Here is an 18,642-nt window from a genome sequence, read left to right on the forward strand (position 1 = left end):
ACCCCCCCCCCGCTAGCTGGTGGCGGCGGGTGCCCGAGTGCGCCTTTTGAACCCGGCCCCCCCCCCCGACGCTACGATCAGACCGCACGGCCGGGCATGGGCTCGGCTTTACATCGGCGTTCCAGCCTGGCTCAGTCGCCCCAGCCTGCCAGCGCCAGCTTGCCCACCGTGCGTCCGCTGGCCAGGCGCTGATGCGCGATGTCCAGATTTGCCGCATTGATCGGGCCCAGGCTTTCACTGAGGGTGCCGCGCAGCTGGCCGGCATCGATCATGCTGGCCGTGCGGCTGAGGATGCGGTGCTGCTCGATGCAGTCGGCAGTGGCAAAGCGCGAGCGCGCGAACATGAACTCCCAGTGGATGCCGATGCACTTGGCTTTGTAGGGATCGCCGATGCGCAGCGGCCCACGCGGCTCGACGATCAGGCCCACATGTCCCTGCGGCGCCAGCAGCAGGCCCAGTTCGTCCCAGTAGTGATCGGTGTCGGCCAGGTTGAGTGCGACCTGCACCGTGTCGATGCCCAGCGCCTGCAGCTGGGCCTGAAGTGGTTGCCGGTGGTCGATCACGTGCCGGGCACCCATCTGCCGGCACCAGTCGGCCGAGGCCTCGCGCGACGCCGTGGCGATCACCTCGAAACCCGCATGGCGGGCCAGCTGGATTGCCATCGAGCCGACCCCGCCCGCACCGCCGATCACCAGCAGGTGCTGGCCGGCGTGGCGGCGATCGTCCAGCCGCAGCGGCATGCGCTCGAACAGCAGCTCCCAGGCGGTGAGCGTGGTCAGCGGCAGCGCTGCGGCTTCAGCGAAATCCAGCGTGGTTGGCTTGCGCGCGACCAGGCGTTCATCCACCCAGTGGTACTGCGCATTGCAGCCGGGGCGGGTGACATCGCCTGCGTAATAAACCTCGTCACCGGAGGCAAACAGGCTCGCCTCGTCGCCGATTGCCTCGACCACGCCGGCAGCGTCCCAACCCAGCACGCGGGGTGCCTGGAGCGTGGCCGGATCCGTGCTGGCACGCTGCTTGCCATCGACGGGGTTGACTGAAACCGCCTCGACCCGGACCAGCAGGTCACGCCCCCGGGGAGGCAGCGGCGGAGGCAGGTGGATATCGCACAGGGCAGGGGCGGATTCACGACTCAGGGCGACGGCTTTCATCACGGCTCCGGCTGGGTTCGTGGCTCCATCATAAGGTTCCTCACGTTTCCGCAGACGCGCTGAACCGTTTGATGCAGCGCGCCGCGCAATATGTCGTTTTCCCCGCCTAAACCCCGTCAAACCCTTGCAGCGTGAGGGTCTTGCGGATTTTCATCATCCTGTATAGGGTTTCAACGTCGGACCGGCGGACGGTCGGGCGCAACACTTCACATGTTACGGGACTGTTAACATGGCCTTCACCCGCCTGAGCATAATGTTCGCGGCGGTGGCGTGCTGAATCGGCTGTCGTACATCGACGCACTTGTGCTGGCCCATGCCTCTACCGGTTTCATACCCCCGAAATAGGAGCTGTACTCAATGAACAAGAAGATCCTTACTGCCGCGCTGCTGGGCGGCCTGGCTTTTGCCCAGGCAGCTTCGGCGCAGGAGTTCGATGACCGCTGGTACCTGACCGGTTCGGCCGGCTTCAACTTCCAGGACAGCGACCGTCTGACCAATGACGCTCCGTTCGTGACCCTGGGCCTGGGCAAGTTCATCAGCCCGAACTGGTCGCTGGACGGTGAGCTGAACTATCAGAACCCGAACTTCGATTCGAACAAGGACCTGAACTGGTCGCAGTACGGCGTCTCGCTGGACCTGCGTCGCCACTTCATCAAGGAAGGCCGCGGCTGGAACCCGTACATCGTCGGTGGCCTGGGCTACCAGAAGTCGGAAGAAGAGTACCCGGCGCTGAATGCCAACGGTCCGCGCCAGCGTAAGGACGGCAACGTTGCCGCCAAGCTGGGCGTCGGCCTGCAGACCACCTTCGAAAAGCGCGTTGCTGTCCGCGCCGAAGTGGCCTACCGCGCTGACTTCGACGACCAGAGCGTTGCCGCTCCGAAGGAAGACTGGTTCGGTGACGTGCTGGCTTCGGTCGGCGTCGTGATCCCGCTGGGCCCGGCTCCGGTCGCGGCTGCTCCGGCTCCGGCTCCGGTTGCCCCGAGCTGCGCCGACCTGGATGACGACGGTGACGGCGTCAACAACTGCGACGACAAGTGCCCGAACTCGCAGCCGGGTCAGACCATCGGTCCGGACGGTTGCCCGGTGCCGGTCTCCATCGACCTGAAGGGCGTCAACTTCGACTTCGACAAGTCGAACCTGCGTCCGGACGCCGTGGCGATCCTGAGCGAAGCCACCGAGATCCTGAAGCGTTACCCGGATCTGCGCGTTGAAGTTGCCGGTCACACCGACTCGAAGGGTACCGACGCTTACAACCAGAAGCTGTCGGAGCGTCGCGCTACCGCCGTGTACAACTACCTGACCAAGAACGGCGTTGACGCCGGTCGCCTGGTCGGCCCGATCGGCTACGGCGAGAGCCGTCCGATTGCTCCGAACACCAACCCGGATGGTTCGGACAACCCGGAAGGTCGCGCCAAGAACCGTCGTACCGAGCTGAACGTGCAGAACTAAGTTCTGACGCTCTGCCAGTAGGACACAGCAGGACCCGGCTTCGGCCGGGTCTTGTTGTTTCTGCGGCCCGGAATCCGCGTGTTCGTCGGTCCGGGAACAACCGTTCGTCGGGTTTTTATCCGTAAAACCAATGAGTTGCCGTATTCATTGAAAGTGGCGCTTGAAAGCTGTCGCGGCATTGCTAAACTCGCCGCGTCACTTCCTTTCCTGGATGCCCTTCATGCTGCGCTCTGCATCGGCCGCCTTCCTGGCGCTGGCCCTGGTTCCCGCCGCCCACGCTGCGGTCGATTGCTCGGTCAACACCAGCGCCTCGCCGCTGCCGTTGCCGGCCACGACCATCGCGCCGGTGGCCGACGAGCTCTACATCCGTGGCAACCAGCTGGGCATGCCGGCCGGCGTGCTGAGCAGCAACTACGATCCGTCGCAGTCGCTGGACCAGGTGCTGCAGCGCCTGCGCATCGATGGTTGCCAGAACATCGCCAAGGCCATTCCGAGCGCCCCGGCAGTGAAGCCGAACGATCCGGCGGCCTACAAGCCGCAGACCGAATTCGACAACACGCCCTGGCGCTTCGACATGAGCCAGAACGGCAAGCGCATGACCGCCGAAGAGTTCGACGCCTGGATGAAGGCGCGTGGCGTGCGTGTGGTCAAGGCGCGTCCGGCTCCGGCCGCCACTCCGGCCCCGGCCGAAGCACCGGCTGAGACCAAGCCGGTCGACAAGAAGTAAGCACCGCGGGGAGCAGAGGCTTGCGCACGCGCCGCCCACCTGCCGCCCCCGCCGCCCGCTCCCACGCACCGCGTGGGCGTGCGACTCCCGCTGCCACAGCCGCCGGTGTCCGTCATGGCCTGGCGCGCGTGCTGTCCAAGGCCGGTGTGTGTTCGCGCAGCGAGGCCGCGCGCTGGATCGCCGATGGCCGCGTGCGCGTCTCCGGCCGCATCGTGCGGGATCCCGAATTCCCGATTGGGCAGCCGGCGCCGCCGATCGAGGTCGATGGCCAGCCGATGGGCGCGCCGCAGCGCCTGTACCTGATGCTCAACAAACCGCGTGGGGTGGTGACCACCGCGCAGGACGAACGTGGCCGCGACACCGTGTACCGCTGCTTCGATGGTGCCGGCCTGCCGTGGATCGCGCCGGTCGGGCGCCTGGACAAGGCCAGTGAAGGGTTGTTGCTGTTCAGCAACGATCCGCAATGGGCGGCGCGCCTGACCGACCCGCAGACCGGGCCGGACAAGACCTACCACGTGCAGGTCGACCGCCTGCCCGATGACGCCACGCTGGCGGCCCTGCAGGCCGGCGTGGACGACGAGGGCGAGTTCCTCGTCGCCCAGGCTGTGCGCGTGCTGCGCAGCGGCGATAAGACCGCGTGGCTGGAGGTGGTCCTCGACGAGGGCCGCAACCGCCACATCCGCCGCCTGTTGGCGGCCTTCGACCTGCAGGTGCTGCGCCTGGTCCGGGTTGCGATCGGCGGGCTGCAGCTCGGCGATCTCGGCAAGGGCCAGTGGCGGGTGCTGGAGGTCAGTGACCAGCAGCGGCTGGGGGCCGCTGCACCGGGCTGATCATCGCCCGCGGCCGGCGGTTGCCGGCCACCGTTCCAGGCGTAGGGGGCGTCTGGCTGCTGAATTTCCCGAACGGAGCCTGCCCATGTACCACCCGACCCTCAACCAAACCCTGCGCTGCGCAGGCCTGCTGCTGCCGATGGTGCTGCTGACCGCCTGTGGTGGCCACAAGAAGGTGGCCAAGGCGGAAACGCCGGCCGAGACCCCGGTGGTGGAAGTGAAGACCCCGGAACTGGATGGTCGCGGCAGCTACCGCTTCCTCATGAGCAACGGCGACAAGAAGATGACCGCCGACGAGTTCGACGCCTGGATGAAGGCCAACGGCATCCGCGTTGCCAAGGGCAACGGCCAGGATGCTGCCGCCAAGCCGGTGGTGGTGGCCAGCAAGGACGAGCCGAAGGGCAAGAAGAAAAAGAAGTGATGCCGGGAAGGTGCCGACCTCGGTCGGCACGCCCTCACGCCTGGTAGGTGCCGACCTTGGTCGGCACGCTTTGGCCGGTGGGGATCAACCCTTGATCACGCCCAGCTCGACACCGATGCGGGTGAACGCATCGATGGCGCGGTCCAGGTGTTCGCGCGTGTGTGCGGCGCTGATCTGGGTACGGATGCGTGCCTGGCCCTTGGGCACCACCGGGAAGAAGAAGCCGATCGCGTAGATGCCTTCTTCCAGCAGGCGCTGGGCGAACTTCTGCGCCAGCGGTGCGTCGTACAGCATCACCGGGCTGATCGGGTGTACGCCCGGCTTCACGTCGAAACCGGCGGCGACCATCTTTTCGCGGAAGTAGCGGGTGTTTTCCACCAGGGTGTCGCGCAGATCGTCAGCGGCGGCCAGCATCTCGAACGCTTTGATGCCGGCGGCCACCACATGCGGCGGCAGCGAGTTGGAGAACAGGTACGGGCGCGAACGCTGGCGAAGCAGCTCGATCACCTCGGCGCTGGCGCAGGTGAAGCCGCCCAGTGCACCACCCATGGCCTTGCCCAGGGTGCCGGTGATGATGTCGATCTTTTCCAGCACGCCCTTCACTTCGGCCGAGCCGCGGCCGCTGGCACCGAGGAAGCCGGTAGCGTGGCATTCGTCGATGTGCACCAGCGCGTTGTACTTCTTCGCCAGCGCGGTGATCTCGTCCAGCGGCGCAATGAAGCCGTCCATCGAGAACACGCCGTCGGTGGTGATCAGCTTGGTCTTGCAGCCGGCGGCGTCGGCGGCCTGCAGCTGGGCTTCCAGGTCGGCCATGTCGCAGTTGGCGTAGCGGAAGCGCTTGGCCTTGCACAGGCGCACGCCGTCGATGATCGAGGCGTGGTTCAGTGCATCGGAAATGATCGCGTCGTTCTCACCGAGCAGCGGTTCGAACAGGCCGCCGTTGGCGTCGAAACAGGCCGCGTACAGAATGGTGTCCTGCTTGCCGAAGAAGTCGGCGATCTGCTTCTCCAGCTGCTTGTGCAGGTCCTGGGTACCGCAGATGAAGCGCACCGAGGCCATGCCGAAGCCGTGGGTATCCAGCGCATCCTTGGCGGCCTGGATCAGGTCCGGATGGTCGGCCAGGCCCAGGTAGTTGTTGGCACAGAAGTTCAGCACCTTGCGGCCGTCCTCGAGGGTGATCTCGGCCGACTGCGGGCTGGTGATGATCCGCTCGGACTTGAACAGGCCCTGGGCGCGGATGGCGTCCAGTTCCTCGGCGTAGTGGCGGGTCAGGGCGGAGGAGGCGTCGGTCATGGCGTGGGCACGGCTCTGAACGGGGAAACCGCTGATTCTACCGGGCATCGCCGCTTGCCGACCGGCCCGGATGGGGCATCGCCACGGCCGGCACATGTTGCATCGCAATAGCAAACTGGTTAAAAATTCGTGAACCGGAGCTGTCCCGCTCCGGCCGCTACGCCCGCTCCCCGCCTTCCACGCCACCGCCCCCACCGGAGACGCTCATGAAGCACGCCCGTGCCTGCCTCGCCATTGCCGCTGCCCTGACCCTGGCCACCCCGTTCGCCGCCAGCGCCCAGGAAAACGAATCGCCGTACAGCTGGAACGTCACCGCTGTTTCCGATTACCTGTTCCGTGGTGTGTCGCAGACCGACGAGGATCCGACCCTGCAGGCCGGTTTCACCTACACCAGCCCGGTTGGCCTGTATGCCGGCGTGTGGGGTTCGGGCGTGGACTTCGGTGCAGGTGATCCGAAGACCGAGGTCGACTACCTGATCGGCTACGGCGTGGACGTCACCGAGCGCGTCAACGTCGACGTGCTGCTGAACCGCTACACCTACCTGAAGTCCAGCCACCAGAACTACAACGAGCTGATCACCACCACCACGCTGGATGACACCTACAAGCTGACGGTGGCCTACACCAACGATGTATGGAACAGCAGCACCGATGGCTGGTACTTCGGCCTGGGTGGCAGCTGGGGCCTGCCGAAGGACTTCACCCTGAATGCCAATGTCGGCCGCAGCACGTTTGAAGACGGCATCGCCAAGGATTACACCGACTGGAATGTCGGCGTTGAGCGCCAGTTCGGGATGGCCAAGGTCGGCCTGGGTTACTACGGCACCGACGGCAACGGCCGCGACAACTCCGGCAAGCTGGCCCACAGCCGCGTGATGCTGACCGTCGCGATCGGTAACTGATGCGCCTTCGCTGATGTCCACGAAAAAGGCGCCCAATGGGCGCCTTTTTCAATTTCAGCCGCATGCCTTACCCCGGCTGGGGGAGAGCCCCCTTGTTGTTCAAGGGGGCGCGCCGACGGCGCGGGGATAAGGAAACCTGCGGGGGAATTGACCCGAAGGGTCAATTCCAGCTCAACACCACCTTGCCGGCCTTGCCTTCTTCCATCAGGTCGAAGCCCTTCTGGAAGTCGTCGATCGGCAGCTGGTGGGTCATCACCTTGCCGAGCGGGAAGCCGGACAGCACCAGCTGGGTCATCTTGTACCAGGTCTCGTACATCTTGCGGCCGTAGATGCCCTGCACGGTCAGGCCCTTGAAGATGATCTTGTCCCAGTCGCAGCCGGCGCCCTTGGGCATGATGCCGAGCATGGCGATCTTGCCGCCGTGGTACATGCAGTCGAGCATGTCGTTGAACGCGCGCGGGTTGCCGCTCATTTCCAGGCCGACGTCGAAGCCCTCCATGTGCAGTTCCTTCATCACGTCCTTCAGCGACTGGTTGGCCACGTTGACCACGCGGGTAGCACCCATGTCGGCGGCCAGCTTCAGACGGAAGTCGTTGACGTCGGTCACCACCACGTTGCGTGCACCGATGTGCTTGCAGATGCCGGCGGCGATGATGCCGATCGGGCCGGCACCGGTGATCAGAACGTCTTCACCGATCACGTTGAACTCCAGCGCGCAGTGCGCGGCGTTGCCGTAGGGGTCGAAGAACGCGGCCAGCTCGGACGGAATCTGGTCCGGGATCGGCCACAGGTTGCTGGCCGGCATCACCATGTACTCGGCAAAGGCGCCGTTGACGTTGACGCCGATGCCGACGGTGTTCGGGCACAGGTGCGGACGGCCGCCACGGCAGTTGCGGCAGTGGCCGCAGACGATGTGGCCTTCGGCCGAGACGCGCTGGCCGATCTCATAGCCGGTCACGGCCGAGCCGAGTGCGGCGACGCGACCGACGAATTCGTGGCCGATGGTCAGACCCGGCTTGATCGTGCGCTGGCTCCACTCGTCCCACAGGTAGATGTGCAGGTCGGTACCGCAGATCGCGGTCTTCTCGAGCTTGATCAGGACCTCGTTCGGGCCCGGGGTCGGCACCGGAACTTCTTCCAGCCAGATGCCCTTGGCCGCTTCGCGCTTGACCAGGGCCTTCATCGTTTGCTGCGCCATCGGGGTGGAACTCATCAGGGGGAAAGCGCGGATTATAGGGTGCCGCGCGGATTTCCCATGTTGCGCTGCGGGTGCAGTGGCGGAACGAAAGGCGTGTGTTGGCGGGCGTTTCGAACGTGCTGCGAACAGCGGCGCCTCCCTGATCCGGGAAAGGGGGCGTGGTCACCCTGGCCAGGACACGCAAAAGCCCCTCCATGGTGCTCGATGGCGCCATCCAGGGCGCCAACGGTCCCGTCCAGGGTGACCACGCCCCCTCTGGACGATTTCCGTGTGCGCGGCCCACGTGCGCGTGGCAGAGCAAGAAACAGGCCCATGACTTCCGGGGTTCGGGCCGGGGCAGGGCGGCGGGCTACAATCGAAGGTTCCACTACCAGGGGCCGCTCCATGCGCTCGAACCTGCTTGCATTCTCCATCGTCGCCAGCCTTGGGCTGGCCCAGGTCGCCCATGCCGCTGAAGGCATGTGGGTGCCGCAGCAGCTGCCGGAAATCGCCGGTCCGCTGCAGAAGGCCGGCCTGAAGCTGTCCCCGGAACAGCTGTCCAACCTGACCGGCGACCCGATGGGCGCGGTCGTCGCCCTCGGCGGCTGCACCGCCAGCTTCGTCTCGCCGCAGGGCCTGGTGGTCACCAACCACCACTGCGCGTATGGCGCCATCCAGCTGAATTCGACCGCGCAGAAGAACCTGATCAAGGACGGCTTCAACGCGCCGACCCTGAAGGATGAACTGAGCGCCGGCCCGAACGCCCGCGTGTTCGTGCTCGACCAGATCACCGACGTCACCGCCCAGGCCAAGGCCGCCATTGCTGGCGCCGGCAACGATCCGCTGGCCCGCAGCCGCGCGCTGGACGCCTTCGACAAGGCCCAGGTCGCCGCCTGTGAAGCCGATGCCGGCTTCCGCTGCCGCCTGTACAGCTTCTCCGGCGGCAATACCTACCGCCTGTTCCGCAACATGGAAATCAAGGACGTGCGCCTGGTCTACGCGCCCCCGGGCAGCGTCGGCAAGTTCGGCGGCGACGTCGACAACTGGATGTGGCCGCGCCACACCGGCGACTTCTCGTTCTACCGCGCCTACGTGGGCAAGGATGGCAAGCCGGCTGCCTTCGCCGCCGACAACGTGCCGTACCAGCCCAAGCACTTCCTGAAGTTCGCCGACCAGCCGCTGGGCGCCGACGACTTCGTGATGGTGGCCGGCTACCCGGGCCGCACCAACCGCTACGCCCTGGCCGGCGAGTTCAACGAAACCGCCAGCTTCACCTACCCGACCATCGCCAAGCACTACAACGCAGTGCTGAAGATGATCGCCGATGCCGGCAAGGCCGACGCCGACGTCAAGGTGAAGTACGCCGCCACCGCCGCCAGCATGAACAACGTGGCCAAGAACTACCTGGGCCAGCTGGAAGGCTTCAAGCGCATCGACGCCGCCGGCCAGAAGCAGGCTGAAGAAGCCGCCGTACTGGCGTGGCTGAAGAAGCAGGGCGCTGCCGGCAAGCCGGCCCTGGCGGCACACGCGCAGCTGCTCAAGCATCTGGATACCAGCAAGTCGACCCGCGAACGCGACCTGTTCGTCGGCCAGTTCAACAACACCTCGGCCGTCGGCGCGGCGATCACCCTGTACCGCCTGTCGATCGAGCGCAGCAAGCCGGATGCGGAACGCGAAGCCGGTTACCAGGAACGCGACCTGACCACCATCGAAGGTGGCCTGAAGCAGATGGACCGTCGCTACGTGGCGAAGATGGACCAGCAGCTGCAGACCTACTGGCTGGACCAGTACGTGGCCCTGCCGGCCGCGCAGCGCGACAACGAAGTGCTGAACAAGTGGCTGGCCGGCAGCGATGCCGCTGCGGTCAAGTCGCTGGTGAACAAGCTGGGCGGCACCGAGCTGGGCAGCCTGGACACCCGCCTGAAGTGGTTCAAGGCCGACCGTGCCGCGTTCGAAGCCAGCAATGATCCGGCCATCCAGTACGCCGTGGCCGTCATGCCGGCGCTGCTGAAGCAGGAAGAGCAGAAGAAGATCCGCGAAGGCGAATCGCTGACCGCCCGCCCGCTGTACCTGCAGGCCGTGGCCGACTACAAGAAGAGCCAGGGCGAGTTCGTCTATCCGGATGCCAACCTGTCGCTGCGCATCACCTTCGGCAACGTCATGGGCTATGGCAAGGACGGTGTGAAGTACACCCCGTTCACCACCCTGGAAGGCGTGGCGGCGAAGGAAACCGGTGAAGATCCGTTCGATTCGCCGAAGGCGCTGCTCGATGCGGTCAAGGCCAAGCGTTACGGCGGCCTGGAAGACAAGCGCATTGGTTCAGTGCCGGTGAACTTCCTGTCCAACCTGGACATCACCGGCGGCAACTCCGGTTCGCCGGTGCTGGATGCCAACGGCAAGCTGGTCGGCCTGGCCTTCGATGGCAACTGGGAATCGGTCAGCTCCAACTGGGTGTTCGACCCGGTGATGACCCGCATGATCGCCGTCGACAGCCGCTACATGCAGTGGATCATGCAGGAAGTGGCGCCGGCGCCGCAGCTGCTGAAGGAACTGAACCTGGTCAAGTAAGGTTCGCGGTTCGGGGCGGTCCATCCACGCATGGCGTGGATCTACTGCCTGTACCGAGGGTAGTGCCGGCCGCTGGCCGGCAACCTCGACCAGATAGCCGGAGTTTCCGAAACCCCGCGACGCAGGTCGCGGGGTTTTTTCATGCCCGGCCCGGCCCGGTGCGCCGAACAGGTATCATCCCTGTTCCGCGTACTTCACAGGATGTGAACGAAACGCGGAAACCTCCTCCCCCCAGGACCCCTTGCACGCATGCGCATCCTGCTTGCCCGCCACGGCGAAACGCCGTGGAACGCCGAAGGCCGCTACCAGGGCCAGATCGATATTCCGCTTTCGCCGATCGGTGAAGCCCAGGCCCAGGCACTGGGTGCCCGCCTGGCCTCGGTGGACATCACCCGTGCCGTCGCCTCGCCGCTGTCGCGCGCCCAGCGCACCGCGCAGCTGGCGCTTGGCGCCGCGCGTGCCGACATGCTGCTGACCGAGCCGGAGCTGCAGGAAATCGCCCACGGTGAGTGGGAAGGCCTGCTCGCCAGCGAGATCAACGAAAAGGATCCGTCGCGCCTGCAGGCCTGGCGCGAGGAGCCCGATACCGTGCTGATGCCCGGTGGCGAATCGCTGCGGCTGGTGCTGGAACGCAGCTGGCGTGGTCTGGCCCGTGCCACCGAAGGCCTCGGCGAGCACGACACCCTGCTGGTGGTTGCGCACGATGCGGTCAACCGCGTGATCCTGTGCAAGGTGCTGGGCCTGCCGATTTCCCGCCTGTGGACCTTCCGCCAGGCGCCGACCACGCTCAACCTGCTCGAAGGCGCCGACCTGGACAGCCTGGAAGTGGTGCGCCTGAACGACTGCGCCCACCACACGCCGTTCTTCGGCGAAGCCAAGCACCGCGCACTCTGACCCGCCACACCGAACCACCTGTACCTGCTGGAAGCACTGCCGTGACGAACACCCCGACCACCCTGGCCGATTGGCTGGATTACATTGAACGCCAGCACCCGGCGACCATCGACATGGGCCTGGAACGCGTGCGCGCCGTGGCCACGGCGATGGGTCTTGGCGCGCCGGCCGGGCGCACCATCGTGGTCGGTGGCACCAACGGCAAAGGCTCCACCGTGGCCTTCATCGAGGCCATCGGCCGTGCTGCCGGTTGGAAGGTGGGTGCCTACACCTCGCCGCATCTGCTGCGCTACAACGAACGTGTGCGCATCGATGGCCAGGATGTCGACGATGCGGCGCTGGTTGCTGCGTTCAATGCCGTCGAAGCGGCACGCGGCGACACCACGCTGACCTATTTCGAGTACGGCACGCTCGCTGCTTTGCAGCTGTTCGCCGACGCCGGGCTGGACCTGGCGGTGCTGGAAGTGGGCCTGGGCGGCCGCCTGGATGCGGTCAACATCGTCGACGCCGACGTGGCGGTGATCACCACCGTGGACATCGACCATGCCGAGTGGCTGGGCGAGGACCGCGAAGCGATCGGTACCGAGAAGGCCGGCATCATCCGCGGCTGGAAGCCGGTGATCCTGGGCGAGACCGATCCGCCGTCCAGCGTGCTGGCGCGTGCCTATCTGGTCGGTGCCAACGCGATCCGCGGCGGCAGCGATTACTTCTACGAGCCGATCGACGCCCAGCGCTGGCGCTGGCGCGACGTCGGCCTGCGCATGGAGCTGCCGACCCCGGCGCTGTCCGGCCCGATCCAGCTGGCCAATGCCGGTGCTGCCATCGCTGCCCTGCGCGCGCTGGACAAGCCGGTGCCGCGTGCGGCGTGGGCCGCGGGTATCGCAGCAGCGCGAATCTCCGGCCGCATGCAGGCATTCGAGCGCGACGGCGTGCAGATCCGCGTGGACGTGGGCCACAACCCACAGGCGGCGGGCCAGCTGGCGCGTGCGCTGAAGGCCGAAGTGTCAGCCGGCCGCACCCTGGCGGTGTACGCCGCGTTGCAGGACAAGGACGCGGCGGGTGTGGTGCAGGCCCTGCAGGACGTGGTGGGCGAGTGGACCCTGGCCGGGCTGGACGGTCCGCGTGGGCAGAGCGCCGCTCAGCTGCAGGCACGCCTGAGCGGTACGGTGGCGGCCAAGGCACCGCTGGCCGATAGCGTCGAACAGGCGCTGGCGCAGGTGCTGGCCCAGGCTGAGCGGGGTGACCGGGTGCTGGTGTTCGGCTCCTTCCATACCGCCGCTGCGGCCCTGCAGTGGCTGCAGGGTGACGCCTGATCCGCGTTCAGCCAACGCCGACGCCGGCCGGTCCGGCACCCGTATAATCGACGGCAATCTCCGGACAGTTGCCTGCCTCACGTGGATACGCCTCTGAAACAGCGTCTGATTGGTGCCATCGTGCTGGTGGCACTGGCCGTGATTTTCCTGCCGATGCTGGTCAAGGGACCCGCACCCGACAGCGGTGTCGCCAATGTGCCGATCGCCGCGCCGGATGCGCCGGCCGATGGTCAGTTCGAAACCCGTGAGCTGCCTCTGGTCGCCCCGGCCGGTGGTGCCACCGGCCTGCAGACCGGGCAGGCCAAGCCGCTGCAGGAGGCTGCCACGCCGGCTACGCCGCCGACCGTGGACACCTCGCCGGCAGTCGCCGCCGGCAACTATGCGGTCACCTTCGGTGCCTACGGCAGCAAGGCCGACGCCGATGCGGTGATCGCCTACCTGAAGCGCTCGCAGCTGCCGGGCTTCGCTGAAACGGCCACCATCAACGGCCGCCAGGCATGGCGCGTGCGCGTTGGACCTTACGCCGACCGTGCCCAGGCCGAAGCGGCCCGCCTGCAGGCGGTGAAGATCCGTGCGGATGTGAAGGCCGAAGTGATCACCCTGGACGCGGCGGCCGGCAGCAGTGCCCCGGTTGCGGCCACCCCGGCACCGGCTGCGCCGAGCGCCAGCACCCCGTCCGCAGCTGTTGCGCCCTCGGCCAGCGGCAACCCGGTCCGCAGCGAAAGCCTGCCGCCGAGCACGCCAACGGCGACCGCGCCGCCGGCCGCCAAGCCGGAACCGCCGAAGCCGGCGCCGAAGCCCGAACCGAAGCCGGAGGCCACCGCCAGCAAGCCGGCGACGGCGCCGACCACACCGGCAGTACCGGCTGCCAGCGGCGTCGGCTTTGCCGTGCAGCTGGGCGCGTTCGGTCAGGCCAACGATGCCAATGCCCTGCGCGACAAGGTTCGTGCCGCTGGTTTCAGCGCTTTCGTCGAGCAGGTGCGCACGGACAAGGGAACCCTGCATCGCGTCCGCGTCGGGCCGGTGGCCAACCGCGCTGACGCCGAGCAGCTGAAGGCGCAGGTCGCCGCCAAGGTCGGCGTGGCCGGCATGGTCCGACCGCACCCATGACCCACGCGCAGCCCCGTTGCCAGCGCCGCCGAAGGAGCGGGGCGCCATGATCGACGTGGTGCTGCTGATCGTGATCGCCGCCTCGACCCTGCTGGGGATGCTGCGCGGCTTCGTCGGAATCGTCATCGGCACCCTGTCGTGGCTGCTGGCCGCGTGGGCGGCCTTCGCCTTCGGCAATGATGCCGCCCACTGGTGGGCCGCTCCGGCGGCCCCCGGTGGCGAACACTTCGTCGGTGGCTACCTGGGGGTCGGCATCGGCGTGATGATCGTGGTCGCGGTCATCGGCATGGTCATCAAAGCCCTGGTCCACCGCAGCATGTTGACCAGCCTGGACCGCCTGCTGGGCGGGGTGCTGGGCGCGGTGCGAGGCGGCCTGATCGCCGCGGTCCTGCTGCTGCTGGGCAGCTTCACCCCGCTGACCGCCGAACCCTCGTGGCAGCGCTCGGCGGTGCGTCCGTTGCTGAACCCGACCGTGGCCTGGATGAACAGCAAACTGCCGCACTGGGAGGTTCCCGGGGCCGATCTGCTGCCCAAGGCCTTGCCGACCGAGGCGCTGTCCCCATCTGCATTGATGGAGTTGGGCAAGAACGCAGGCGCCGGGTTGGGAAAGCCGGGCGCGGCAGGCGATAATGGCATCCTCAACCAGGTAGTGGCAGGCAGCGGATGGCTGCGGCCTGCGAAAGCGGAACAGGGCGATTCCTACGATCCGGCCGAAGTGCGCCCGGACGCTCCTGCACTGCCGGACAGTATCGAGCCGGGCGATCCGGCCAACGTCGACCGCGCGCGCGGCGACCACCGCGGCCAGGTACGGCCACCTTCCTTGTAACTGGGCACAGCCCAGCGGAGACCTCGCACCATGTGTGGCATCGTCGGAATCGTCGGCAACCAGAACGTCGCCGGGCAGTTGTATGACGGCTTGACCGTTCTCCAGCACCGTGGCCAGGATGCGGCGGGCATCGCCACCGCCAGCGGCAGCCGCCTGCGCGTGCAGAAGGCCACCGGCCTGGTCCGCGATGTGTTCGATGCCCGCACCATGTCCACCCTGGAAGGCAGCGTCGGCATCGCCCATGTGCGCTACCCGACCGCCGGTTCGGAAGGCATGGACGAGGCACAGCCCTTCTACGTCAATTCGCCGTACGGCATCGCGCTGGCCCACAACGGCAACCTGATCAACACCGAAGCGCTGCGCCAGCAGGTGTTCGAACAGGACCGCCGCAACGTCAACACCGATTCGGACAGCGAAGTGCTGCTGAACGTGTTCGCCTATGAACTGGAGCAGCAGCGCCAGCTCAGCCCGGAAGCCGCGATCCGCGCGGTGGCCGGCGTGCACCGCCGCTGCAAGGGTGGCTATGCGGTGGTCAGCGTGGTGCTGGGCCTGGGCCTGGTCGCCTTCCGCGATCCGCATGGCATCCGGCCGCTGGTACTGGGCAAGCGCAGCCACGCCGAAGGTGACGAGTACATCGTCGCCTCCGAGTCGGCCGCGCTGGACGTGCTGGGCTTCCAGCGCGTGCGCGACGTGCAGCCGGGCGAAGCGCTGGTGATCACCGCGCGCGGCGAGCTGTTCTCGGAAATCTGCGCCGAGCCGGCCGAGCACACCCCGTGCATCTTCGAATACGTGTACTTCGCGCGCCCGGATTCGATGATCGACAACGTCTCGGTGCACAAGGCGCGCATGCGCATGGGCATCAAGCTGGGCGAGAAGATCCTGCGCCTGCGCCCGGACCACGACATCGACACCATCATCCCGATCCCGGATACCTCGCGCGATGCCGCGCTGGAGATCTCCAACGTGCTCGGGGTGAAGTACCGCGAAGGCTTCATCAAGAACCGCTACATCGGCCGCACCTTCATCATGCCGGGCCAGGGCGAACGCGTGAAGTCGGTGCGCCGCAAGCTCAACCCGATCCACCTGGAGTTCCGCAACCGCGTGGTGCTGCTGGTGGACGACTCGATCGTGCGCGGCACCACCAGCCAGCAGATCGTGCAGATGGCCCGTGATGCGGGCGCGCGCAAGGTGTACCTGGCCAGCGCGGCACCGCCGGTGCGCTACCCGAACATCTACGGCATCGACATGCCGGCGGCCGAAGAGCTGGTCGCGCACAACCGCACCGTGGAAGAGATCGAAGCCCACCTGGGCTGCGACTGGCTGATCTACCAGGACCTGGAAGACATGGAAGCGGCGGTGAGCGAGGGCAACCCGGCGCTGCGCAACTTCGATTCGTCCTGCTTCAACGGCCACTACCCGACGGGTATCGAGCCGGGCTACTTCGAGCGCATCCAGCAGCTGCGTTCGGACGACGCCAAGCACAAGCGCCGCGCCTGAGGTCCAGGCGTGGTCGATGTACCCGACGTTGGTGGCGACCTGCTGCGCGCTGCGCAGCAGTGCCTGGCCGAAGCCGACCCGCTGCGCAAGGTGGCGCTGACCCAGGCCTATGCCGCCGCGTTCCGTGCTGGCCGCCTGAAGGTGGCGGCCGATGCACCGCCGCCGGAGCCGATCCGCATGCCCGGCCGGCCGCCGCAGCTGGTGCTGGTGCATCCGCGTGAAGTGCCGCGGCGTGGACTGGGCGGTGTGGAAGGGCGTGCCGCCTTCATCCACGCCATCGCCCATATCGAACTCAACGCGATCGACCTGGCCTGGGATGCGGTATACCGCTTCCGTGGCCTGCCGCCGGCGTTCCATGCCGACTGGGTCAGCTGTGCCGACGACGAATCGCGGCACTTCATGCTGCTGCGCGAACGCCTGCAGGTGCATGGCCACGACTATGCCGATTTCCCAGCGCACAACGGCCTGTGGGAAATGTGCGAAAAGACCGCCCATGACGGCCTGGCACGCATGGCACTGGTGCCACGCGTGCTGGAGGCGCGCGGCCTGGACGTAACGCCCGGCATGATCGGGAAGCTGCGCAATGTCGGCGATGGCGAAACCGCCGATGTGCTGGAAGTGATCCTGCGCGAGGAAGTGGCGCACGTCGCTGCCGGTTCGCGCTGGTACCGCTGGTACTGCGACCGCGCCGCTGTCGAGCCGCGTGCGCGCTTCAAGGAACTGCTGGTGGAGTACGCCGGCGGCTACCTGCATGGGCCATTCAACATCGAAGCGCGCCTGCTGGCCGGGTTCGATGCGGATGAGCTGGCCAACCTGGTTGAACAGGCCGGCTGAAGAAAAGGGGACGGAGGGGATTAAGTCGTTTGTGGCACAAACGACTTAATCCCCTCCGTCCCCTTTTTTCAGGCGTTCGGCAACACCACGCGCTTGCCATCCACCGTTGGCCGGTTGATGTAGAACAGGCCGGGACCCGGCCGGTACGGCAGTTCGCTGACGCCGGCATCGGCGGCGTAGGTCAGTGCGGTGTCGCCCAGTGCATCGAAGTTCCAGTGCGCCGACTGCATCAGGTAACGCCGTCGCAGCAGCGCCTCCTGTGTCTGCGTCAGCGGCTGTCCGGCCACCAGTCGGCGTGCGATCGGCTGCAGGGCGGACGGCAGCTCCCAGCCGGGAACTCCAGCGGCATTGGCGGTCCATTGCACGCCAGCATCGATGGCCTGCTGCTGCATCACCTGCAGTGCGATCAGCTGGTAACGCCAGTCGATGCGCCGACGCAGCACCACCGCGGCGGTCACATACAGCACCGGCGACAACAGCACGCTGCGGCTGCCGGCGCGACGCTGCTGCTGCCACTGGTGCCAGACGTCCACCCAGATCTCCTTTTCACCCACGCCCAGCTGCTGCCGCCAGCGTTCGGCGTCGGCCTGCGTTTCGGCGTAGGCCGTGGTGGCCTGCAGCAACGCCAGTGGAGGGACCTGGTAGTCGGAAACCGCTGGGCGACGCAGCTGCTGCCGGCGCGGACGGCTGAGCAGCTTGGGCCCTTCTTCCAGCTGGTTGTAGCCACCGCCGATGTTGGCGTGCACGCCGGGCAGGGCGATCTCGGTGAACGTTGGCGCGACGCTGGTCAATGGATAGTGTTGGCGATGCTCGTCACGCGCGGCCAGTTGCACGACGTGTGCCGCGATGCCACTGCGCAGGGCGAGCTGCGGGTGTTCATCGGCGCGGCCACCATTGACTGCAACCACGGTGTCGAACAGTCCGATGAAGCGCAGCACCGGCGTGACGGCGGCGAAGTCCGCAGTGCAGGGCAGGCCGGCGCCCTGCAGCAGCTGGCGCCAGCGCGCGCTGTCCCAGGCCTGCAGCTGGTTTGCGATATCACGTGCCGCGGCAGCACCGCGCGAATAGCCGAACAGATCCAGCTGCACGCCACGCAGCGGTCGCTGCCAGCGCGCGGACAGCTCGGCCAGTGCCGCCGGCAGCAGCACCTGCAGCGCGCGCTGCACTTTCGCGCGAACGCCACTGGCACCGATGCCGAAGGCCAGTCCGATCAGATCGTCATCGGCATCATCGCGGGTCCCCACGCCCTCGACATAGATCGACAGCGAAGGCGCGGCCATCGCATCGCGGCGGCTGTCCGGATACAGCTGCTGCAGGCGCGCGATGTTGGTCAGGCCGTTGTCGTAGCTGCTGGTCAGCCGGCTCTGGTAGGTCGAATCATCATCCGCGCGCAGCTGCGCCGGGCGTGGCTGCGGAACCTGTGGGCGACCGCGTGCCAGGTTGTGTGCGTTGTTGCGGGTGCCATCGAAGAACAGGCCGATCCGCAGCAAGCCGACATCTTCGTCCGTGTCCTGCGATGGTGCCATGTGCATTCCCCGTCGTGGCTGCGTCACGGTAGCGCGAAAGCGATGTATTGGCGAAGTGTAGTGACGCTTTTGACCTTACTTAACGCAGATGCGGTCGATCACAGTTCCTGATTTTCATTCCCAT

Annotated in this window: 16 protein-coding genes; 12 read left to right on the top strand and 4 right to left on the bottom strand. The window is 66.8% G+C overall.

Features of this window, described 5'->3' with window-relative positions; translation table 11 throughout:
- Positions 1–131 precede the first annotated feature (131 nt).
- Positions 132–1,151, bottom strand: coding sequence for a zinc-binding alcohol dehydrogenase family protein (locus V3B64_RS11520; RefSeq protein ID WP_071229155.1), 1,020 nt, complete (start codon positions 1,149–1,151; stop codon positions 132–134).
- A 357-nt stretch (positions 1,152–1,508) separates the two neighbouring features.
- Between V3B64_RS11520 and V3B64_RS11525 the strand changes: the two genes are divergently transcribed.
- From V3B64_RS11525 to V3B64_RS11540, 4 genes are all read left to right on the top strand, one after another.
- Positions 1,509–2,600: an OmpA family protein gene (locus tag V3B64_RS11525; RefSeq protein WP_010483958.1), complete on the top strand. Its 1,092-nt coding sequence runs from the start codon at positions 1,509–1,511 to the stop codon at positions 2,598–2,600.
- Between the two features lie 220 nt (positions 2,601–2,820).
- A complete protein-coding gene (locus V3B64_RS11530) occupies positions 2,821–3,327 on the top strand; it encodes a hypothetical protein (RefSeq protein WP_010483956.1) in 507 nt (168 codons plus the stop codon).
- Between the two features lie 20 nt (positions 3,328–3,347).
- Complete coding sequence (locus tag V3B64_RS11535) at positions 3,348–4,157, top strand: pseudouridine synthase (RefSeq protein ID WP_197616478.1); 810 nt, start codon at positions 3,348–3,350, stop codon at positions 4,155–4,157.
- 85 nt (positions 4,158–4,242) lie between these two features.
- On the top strand, positions 4,243–4,578 hold the full coding sequence (locus V3B64_RS11540; protein WP_005412356.1) for a hypothetical protein: 336 nt from the start codon (positions 4,243–4,245) through the stop codon (positions 4,576–4,578).
- 84 nt (positions 4,579–4,662) lie between these two features.
- Here V3B64_RS11540 and kbl read toward each other — a convergent pair whose 3' ends face one another.
- On the bottom strand, positions 4,663–5,871 hold the full coding sequence (gene kbl / locus V3B64_RS11545; protein WP_329914171.1) for a glycine C-acetyltransferase: 1,209 nt from the start codon (positions 5,869–5,871) through the stop codon (positions 4,663–4,665).
- A 206-nt stretch (positions 5,872–6,077) separates the two neighbouring features.
- Here kbl and V3B64_RS11550 point away from each other — a divergent pair, with 206 nt between their 5' ends.
- On the top strand, positions 6,078–6,773 hold the full coding sequence (locus V3B64_RS11550) for a TorF family putative porin (RefSeq protein WP_329914172.1): 696 nt from the start codon (positions 6,078–6,080) through the stop codon (positions 6,771–6,773).
- 160 nt (positions 6,774–6,933) lie between these two features.
- On the opposite strand, the gene tdh is transcribed toward V3B64_RS11550, so the two are convergent.
- Positions 6,934–7,956 (bottom strand): L-threonine 3-dehydrogenase, encoded by a 1,023-nt coding sequence (tdh, locus tag V3B64_RS11555; protein WP_010483949.1) that lies wholly within the window; start codon positions 7,954–7,956, stop codon positions 6,934–6,936.
- A 399-nt stretch (positions 7,957–8,355) separates the two neighbouring features.
- On the opposite strand from tdh, the gene V3B64_RS11560 reads away from it, so the two are divergent.
- The 7 genes from V3B64_RS11560 (at position 8,356) to V3B64_RS11590 (ending at position 16,992) form a co-directional block, all read left to right on the top strand.
- Positions 8,356–10,518: a S46 family peptidase gene (locus tag V3B64_RS11560; protein ID WP_329914173.1), complete on the top strand. Its 2,163-nt coding sequence runs from the start codon at positions 8,356–8,358 to the stop codon at positions 10,516–10,518.
- 249 nt (positions 10,519–10,767) lie between these two features.
- Positions 10,768–11,412, top strand: a complete 645-nt coding sequence (locus tag V3B64_RS11565; RefSeq protein WP_010483945.1) for a histidine phosphatase family protein — start codon at positions 10,768–10,770, stop codon at positions 11,410–11,412.
- Between the two features lie 41 nt (positions 11,413–11,453).
- The gene (folC, locus tag V3B64_RS11570; RefSeq protein ID WP_329914174.1) at positions 11,454–12,725 is read left to right on the top strand and encodes a bifunctional tetrahydrofolate synthase/dihydrofolate synthase; all 1,272 of its coding nucleotides are present in this window, start codon (positions 11,454–11,456) and stop codon (positions 12,723–12,725) included.
- A gap of 81 nt (positions 12,726–12,806) precedes the next feature.
- Positions 12,807–13,835, top strand: a complete 1,029-nt coding sequence (locus V3B64_RS11575; protein WP_329914175.1) for an SPOR domain-containing protein — start codon at positions 12,807–12,809, stop codon at positions 13,833–13,835.
- A gap of 46 nt (positions 13,836–13,881) precedes the next feature.
- A complete protein-coding gene (locus V3B64_RS11580; RefSeq protein WP_329914176.1) occupies positions 13,882–14,661 on the top strand; it encodes a CvpA family protein in 780 nt (259 codons plus the stop codon).
- A gap of 30 nt (positions 14,662–14,691) precedes the next feature.
- Complete coding sequence (purF, locus tag V3B64_RS11585) at positions 14,692–16,158, top strand: amidophosphoribosyltransferase (protein WP_032129068.1); 1,467 nt, start codon at positions 14,692–14,694, stop codon at positions 16,156–16,158.
- A gap of 9 nt (positions 16,159–16,167) precedes the next feature.
- Positions 16,168–16,992 (top strand): ferritin-like domain-containing protein, encoded by an 825-nt coding sequence (locus tag V3B64_RS11590; protein WP_032129069.1) that lies wholly within the window; start codon positions 16,168–16,170, stop codon positions 16,990–16,992.
- 68 nt (positions 16,993–17,060) lie between these two features.
- Here the strand turns inward: V3B64_RS11590 and V3B64_RS11595 are convergent, their stop codons facing one another.
- The gene (locus V3B64_RS11595; protein WP_049400930.1) at positions 17,061–18,518 is read right to left on the bottom strand and encodes a DUF2235 domain-containing protein; all 1,458 of its coding nucleotides are present in this window, start codon (positions 18,516–18,518) and stop codon (positions 17,061–17,063) included.
- Positions 18,519–18,642: the final 124 nt, after the last annotated feature.

Source organism: Stenotrophomonas sp. SMYL86 (genome assembly GCF_036320025.1).
In the GTDB taxonomy this organism is placed as follows: Bacteria; Pseudomonadota; Gammaproteobacteria; order Xanthomonadales; family Xanthomonadaceae; genus Stenotrophomonas; species Stenotrophomonas maltophilia_A.